At 24.7% G+C, this 7494-nt stretch carries 3 protein-coding genes; 2 read left to right on the top strand and 1 reads right to left on the bottom strand.

Annotated features, from left to right (window positions below):
• Window positions 1-225: 225 nt before the first annotated feature.
• Window positions 226-3333 (bottom strand): hypothetical protein, encoded by a 3108-nt coding sequence (locus ACXX86_RS03915; RefSeq protein WP_458557481.1) that lies wholly within the window; start codon window positions 3331-3333, stop codon window positions 226-228.
• A gap of 98 nt (window positions 3334-3431) precedes the next feature.
• Here ACXX86_RS03915 and ACXX86_RS03910 point away from each other — a divergent pair, with 98 nt between their 5' ends.
• Window positions 3432-5051, top strand: coding sequence for a CTP synthase (locus ACXX86_RS03910; RefSeq protein WP_436359086.1), 1620 nt, complete (start codon window positions 3432-3434; stop codon window positions 5049-5051).
• Window positions 5035-7494 (top strand): cation-translocating P-type ATPase (locus ACXX86_RS03905; RefSeq protein ID WP_458561178.1); only part of this gene is annotated, 2460 nt, incomplete at its 3' end. The genes ACXX86_RS03910 and ACXX86_RS03905, both read left to right, overlap by 17 nt.

Here is a 7494-nt window from a genome sequence, read left to right as displayed (position 1 = left end):
CATAAAATAATTTTTCTATTAAAAATCTTTTTTCGCTATTTAAATGAGCATAATGTTTGGTTGTAGTATAATTCATATTGGTCCTTAAATTAAAAAGTAGTGGTTATAAAACTTTTTTGGGCCACTTTTTTTATACAAAAAAAATCAAGTGTCCCATACTTTAAATTTTACTTTAAAGTGGTGCACTTGATCTTACAATTAAGCAAACTCAATTTAGTTGAGTTTTTATCTTTTTAAGAATAATATATCAATAAAATTATTACCTATATTATTATTTTCGTTGTTTTGAATAGTTCTATTAAAGGAATGAGATTTTAAAACAACTTTTAATTTAAGAAAATTATTTTCTCCAATAGTTTCTTTGCTTGCTGTTTCTACTTGAATATTATAAAAATCTTTTGAAATTGGAGAATTAAATGAATTTTTAACTAAATCAGTTATACTAGATAACAATTTACTTATTTTGGTATACTCTAAAATTTTATTTCATCTTTCTTCTTTACTGGAAATTTGATTAATTTCAGCAATTAAATTATCTAAATCAACAGATTCAGGATTTTTAAATCCATAATAACTATTAAATTCATCTCATTTTTCTGTTGAAAATTTTTCAATTTTTTCTTTAAAGTTTAAATAAAGACTTTGTGATGTATTATCAAAGTTGAATCCACCTACTAACATAGGACCATAAATTTTCTTATATTTAGATTCTGGGTTATTTTCGTTTAAATTATCAAATCAAAAACCTATTTTATATTCCATAAAGCCTTGCATTGCATATGCAGAAGTTATATGTGGATCATATAAATTTTTTTGATCTCTAAATTTGATGAAAAATATTTTTAGTTTTGAACTATCATAACTTTTTAACGATTCATCAATATTTAAAAAATCATTTAATTTTTCATCTTTTATTTCAACTCAAGTAGTTGGATTTCCAAATGAATAATGTAAATCGTTAGTTTCTACTTCAGTAAATGTTTTGTCAAAATCTAAAGTAGATTTAGTTAAACCTTTATTTGATATTGAAATTAATTTTTCAAAATAACTATTACTTTGATTAAAATGTTCAAAGAAATTAACATTATATAAATTGTTAATTGTAATTTTTTTAGAAATTGAATAATTTGATCCAGATTTTAATTTGATATTTAATTTTAAAATACCGTTTCTTTCATCAATTTCTGTTTCAGAAGACGATTTATTTACTTCTATTTCTATTGAATCATCAAAATTTCTAATCTTATTAATGTCAGTTATCTTTATAAAATCAGATGTTGAATTTAAAGATTTTAGTGCTCCAGAAGCTCAGTATTTTTTTGTTAAATTTAAAGAAGAAATATTATTAATTATTTCATTTAATTCTATTTCTGTTTTTGGTGTAGATGTCTTTGATTTTGTAAATGAATTTTCAAAATTAAAATCTTGAGTGCCAAAACTTAATTTTTTAATTTTATAATTAACATTGTTTTTTAAATAAGTGCTAAATATATAATTATTTTTATCTTTATAAAGGAATTTTGGTTCAATAATTTGAGTTTGATTATTAATATCAAAAATTTCAAGTCTTGGTTTTAATAAAGAAAATTGATCTAATAATTCACTATTATTAAAATTTACAGAAATATCAGATATAAAGGAATTTTCTTTATTTTCGGTAATATTTACAGAATTTATTAGTGCATTTTCTTCTCTATTTTTATCATTATTAAATTTAAGGACTCCTTTATGTAAATAATCTAATTGAATTTCTTTATTATTTACAAAAACTTTAGTTAAAGAAATTTTTCCATAATAATTATAATTTGGAATATTTGCTTCTCATTTATCATTGACTTTAGTTGCATTTATTTTTCAATAACCACCAAAATTAGATATAAATTCCAATTTGACATCATTCAAATTACTTTGATCAATATCAACAAGTTCTAATTCTGTTTTAACTTTCAAGTTATTATTAGATTCTAAATTAAACTCAGTATTTTTGAATTTACTAAAACTTCTTTTAGAACTAAATTCTTTATTTATTCCGTCTTTTGGTAAAATAGAAATTCTCGGTTCAATAACGGAAACTAAACCACTCCTATCAATTTTAAAATCCACTATTTCTAAGTTGGCGTTTGAAGGAATTTCAAATCCATCTTCATAGTCAAAAGTTGATGAATCACTTGTTGTACTAATTGTGATAGGAATATTTTTTAATCCTTCATTTTCTGTTTTTCTAATCGAAATATCTACCGTAAATTCTGTGTCTGAATTTGTTTTATCTTTTAATGTTAATTTTCCAATATATTCACTTTCTGTAAATTCAAATAGTTTTTCCACATTGTTAAAAGAAAGTAATAAACGATTTGGATTTGTTTCATCAATGTGATAACTTATACTATCATAAGATATTTTTTGAGAATACTCTTTTGTTTGAAAGATGAAATCACTTGTATTTTCGGAATTTTCTCAATTATTTCCTATTTTTTGTGCTGAATTTAAACTAGTTAGTGGTTTATTGTTTAAAGTAATATTATTAATTAAATAGTTTTCACTAAACTCTAAATTTGATAAATCAAAAATAACTGAATCGGAATTTTCAATATATTCTTGAGAGTTAAAAAATTGTTTATCCTTAATTTTTCCAGATATTTCAATTTGAAAATCTTTATTTTTTACATTTTTTAATAAATGTTTAGAAAAATTTACTTTAAGTTTTACAAATTCATCTGTTTTTTCTAAAATTTCTAAAGATGAAATTACAAAGTCATCATTTTCATTTGAATCAGGAATTTCAGGTTCTTGTTTATCATTTGGATCTTGAACATTATTTATGGTACCATTATTTGGATTCTCGATTACATCTTTTTCCCCAGGATTTTCTGGTTTAGGTGTATCAGGGTCTGTTTTAGGAACTTCAGGATCTTTTTTTTCTTCACTAAATATAATTTCTCTTTCTGTATCAGAATATCTTTTTAATGAAATATTTTCTTTATTTATAAAGAGTTTATCGATAAATAACGAAGATTTATCTTGCAAAATTGAAGGAATTAAAACTTCAATTTTGCTATTCAAATAAGTAAACTCTTTTGAAACATAAGTTTTAGAATCTGTTTGCTTTTCTTTTAAAGTTAATTCAATATCTTTAATTGATTCTTTAAAAGAATTAGGAAGAAATATAAAAACTTTATCTTTTGTTCTGCTAAATTTAATTTTTTCCTTTAAAAATATACTTTCTTTATTTTTGTTTTTATTAAGGACTATTGCTAAAGTTGCGCCAATAGAAGATGCCGCAATAGTACCAAGCACTATTGATGATAATATAATTTTTTTAGTTTTGTTTTTCATATTTAAATTATAAATATTTTTTTATTTTTACAAAAACAAAATATCAATATTTTTGTATAATTTAAATATTAAATGTATTAGTATGAAAGAGAGAAAAAATGTCTAAATTTATTTTTGTTACAGGTGGTGTAATTTCCGGATTAGGAAAAGGAGTTTCTGCTGCTTCAATCGGAAACCTTTTAAAATCAAGAGGTTTTAGTGTTTTTGTTTTAAAATTAGATCCTTACTTAAATGTGGATCCTGGAGTTATGTCTCCTTACGAACACGGAGAAGTTTATGTAACTGCTGATGGTGGAGAAACAGATCTTGATCTTGGTCACTATGAACGTTTTATTGATGAAAAATTTTCAAAAGATTCCAATTTTACAAGTGGTAGAATCTTTTGAAATATTTTAGAAAAAGAAAGGGAAGGATATTATGATGGTAAAACCGTTCAATATATCCCACATGTTACCGATGAAATAATTAGTATAATTAAAAATATAGAAAAAAAATATAAAAGTGACTTTGTTATAGTTGAAATAGGTGGAACAGTAGGGGATATTGAATCAAATCCGTTTATTTATGCAATAGCACAAATGAGTAGTGAATTCAACGGAATAAACACTTTTTTCATTCACGTAACTTATGTTCCTTTTCTTGAAACATCAGGTGATTTTAAAACCAAACCTACACAAGATTCTATTAACAAATTAAGAGGTATGGGTATAAAACCTAATATGATACTTTTAAGATCTAACGACGAAGTTGATCACACTATTTTAAATAAAGTTGCAAAAACTACATTTTTAAATCCAAGAAATGTTATTTCTGCTCCTGATTTAAAAAATGTATATGAAATGCCTTTATATTTAGAAAAAAAAGACGCAGCTAATATTATATTAGATTACTTTAATATTACACATATAAAACCAAATTTAAGAAAATGAACAACTTTTGCTAACAAAGTTAATAAAGAAAAAAAAGCTGAATTATTAATCAAAATGCTTGGGAAATATACCAGTTTTTCCGATGCTTATAAATCAATAAATGAAGCTATTAAAATTTCTGCATTTGATAAAGGATATGAAGTAAAACTAGAATATGTTGACTCTAATATTCTAACTAATGAAAATATATCTGAAAAACTCGATGATGCTGATGGTGTAATTATCTTACCTGGATTTGGTATTAGAGGTTTTGAAGGAAAAGTTTTAGGAGCAACATATACAAGAGAAAAAAATATTCCAACTTTTGGTATCTGTTTAGGTATGCAAGCAATGTCAGTTGCTCAAGCACGTCTAAAAGGTTATAAACACGCAACTTCTAAAGAATTTGCTACAAACAACAAAGAAGAAGTTTATGTTTTAGATTTTATAAAAGGTAAAAATGAAAAAGACCAAATGGGCGGAACTTTAAGATTAGGAGAATCTGAAACAGTGTTTAAAAAAGATTCTTTAATTGCTAAATTTTACAAAAGTACTTCTGTTTTTGAAAGACATAGACATAGATACGAAATACAACATGAATTTATTGAAAAATTAGAAGATGAAAATTTTAGTTTTTCAGGTTATCATCCAGAATTAGGTCTGGTTGAATCTTGTGAAGATAAAAGCAAAGATTTTTATATTGGTGTGCAGTATCATCCAGAATTCAATGCAAGACCACTAAATCCACATAAACTATTTAGTGCTTTTGTAGAAAAAGCAGCAGAAAGAAATAATGGAAAACAAAAATAATTCTTTACAAAATACATTTAAATACGTTGATTTAAATAAAGGTTTAAATCATGAACAAATTTCTAAAAATAAAGAAAAATACGGTGTAAACGAACTTAAAAATAAAAAGAAAACACCTTTAATTATTAAGTTTTTAAAACAGTTTATTGAACCGATGATTATTCTTTTAATTATTGCTGCATTTTTAGCTTTAGGAATTGCTATTTATGAAGCGATAGTTCATTATGAATATAAGAATCATATAGAATTTATAATTAGTTTTGTAGAACCTTTTGTGATATTTTTTATTGTAATTTTAAATGCTATATTTGGTTTAATACAGGAAAATAAAGCAGAAAAATCTATTGAATCACTTGCTAGTTTAAGTTCTCCAACATCAAAAGTAATTCGAAACGGACAAGAAATAATTATCGATACAAAAGACATTGTTGTTGGAGATATATTACTAATTGAAGCAGGAAATACTATCGGAGCTGATGGAATTATTGTTAATTCTGCTCAATTAGAGGTTGAAGAATCGATTTTAACAGGTGAATCTTTAAGTGTTTTTAAAAAAAATATATCTAATTTAGAATTTAACTGAGAAGAAACCGAAGATACTGAAGTTTATTCTGGCACAAATGTTATAAATGGTAGAGCAAAAATTCTAGTTACAAAAATTGGGATGGAAACAAAATTAGGAAATATTGCTAAATTGCTAAATCAAGAAAAAGAAAAACTCACTCCACTCCAAAAACAACTTGCAAATTTAAGTAAAAAAATTGGAATTTTTTCCGCTATTTTATGTGTAATTACCTTCTTTATTTATATTTTTATAGTTGCTTCAGGAAATTGAAGTCTTTGAGCAAAAGGTGTTGTTATTGCTATAACTTTAGCTATTGGAACTATACCAGAAGGTTTAGTACCAATTGTTACTGTTATTTTATCTATTGGAGTTAAAAGATTATCAAATAAAAATGCTCTTGTTAAAAAACTACCAGCTGCTGAAACTTTAGGAAATGTTTCAATAATTTGTAGTGATAAAACAGGAACATTAACCCAAAATAAAATGAAGGTTATAGAAACCTTTAAAAATAACGCTTTTTCAGAAGAAGACTTTATTAAATATTTTATTTTATGTACAGATGCCAACTCATCTATAAATGAAAAAGGGGAACACAAATTAATTGGAGATCCAACTGAAACTGCTATTATCCAATTCGGAATTGATAATAAAATTTTGAAAGATTCAGTTTCTGGATTACATCCAAGAATAAACGAAATTCCTTTTGATTCGGATAGAAAAATGATGACTGTCTTTGTAAAAATTAATGAAAATATTTATTCTATTACAAAAGGAGCTCCAGATTCTATTTTCGCTCTTGCAAACAATTTGTCAAAGCAAATAGAACATAAAAATATCGAATTTTCTAATAATGCTTTAAGAGTTTTAGCATTAGCAATTAGAAAATGAGACAAATTACCAGATGATTTAAGTTCAAAAAATGTGGAACAAAATTTAACATTAGTGGGATTAATAGGGATGATAGACCCTCCAAGAGAAGAGGTTAAAAGTTCTATTGCAATTGCACAAAAAGCTGGAATAAAAACTGTAATGATTACTGGTGATTATGCAAACACAGCTTATGCCATTGCCAAACAATTAAATATAGTAAACTCTGATGAAGATTTAGTTTTAAGTGGAAGTGAATTAAAACTAATGAGCGATGAAGATTTAAATCAAAACATTGAAAAATATGCAGTTTTTGCCAGAGTTAGTCCTGAAGACAAAATCAGAATTATTAAAGCTTGACAAACAAAAAATAAAGTTGTTTCTATGACAGGCGATGGAGTAAATGATGCTCCTGCTCTTAAAGCTGCAGATATTGGTTGTGCTATGGGGATAACAGGAACTGATGTTTCCAAACAAGCTGCAGATATGGTATTAACAGATGATAATTTTTCAACAATAGTTAGTGCTATAAAAGAAGGAAGAAGTATTTTATATAGCATAAAAAGATTAATGATTTTCCTTTTTACAACCAATTTAACAGCTTTATTAACTACTTTTATTGGAATTTTAATTTTTAGTATAAATCCTTTATCTTCTTTACAAATTTTGTGAATAAATGTTATTTCTGAAACTTTCCCAGGAATTGCACTAGGTTTAAATAGACCAAAACAAAATTTAATGAATAAAAAACCAAATCATAAAAATGCTTCTATCTTAACTAAAGAAATGATAATTCAAATATCTTTACTTTCCATCTTGTCATCAACACTATCATTATTAGCATTTTATTTAGGTGCTTATAGTCAAAGTGGTGTAGCAAATTTAAATGAAATAAAAACAATCTTAGCTAAAGAAAATTTATCAACACTAAATTTTGCTTCTTTATCTTGTTTCATGACTATGGGAATAATTTTATCTTTAAATTCTATTATATTAAGAAGTAATGAAAGT

The organism is Mycoplasma sp. CB776 (genome assembly GCF_054343395.1).
The sequence above is the reverse complement of the archived record's forward strand: the minus strand, read 5'-3'. Positions and strand labels throughout refer to the sequence as shown.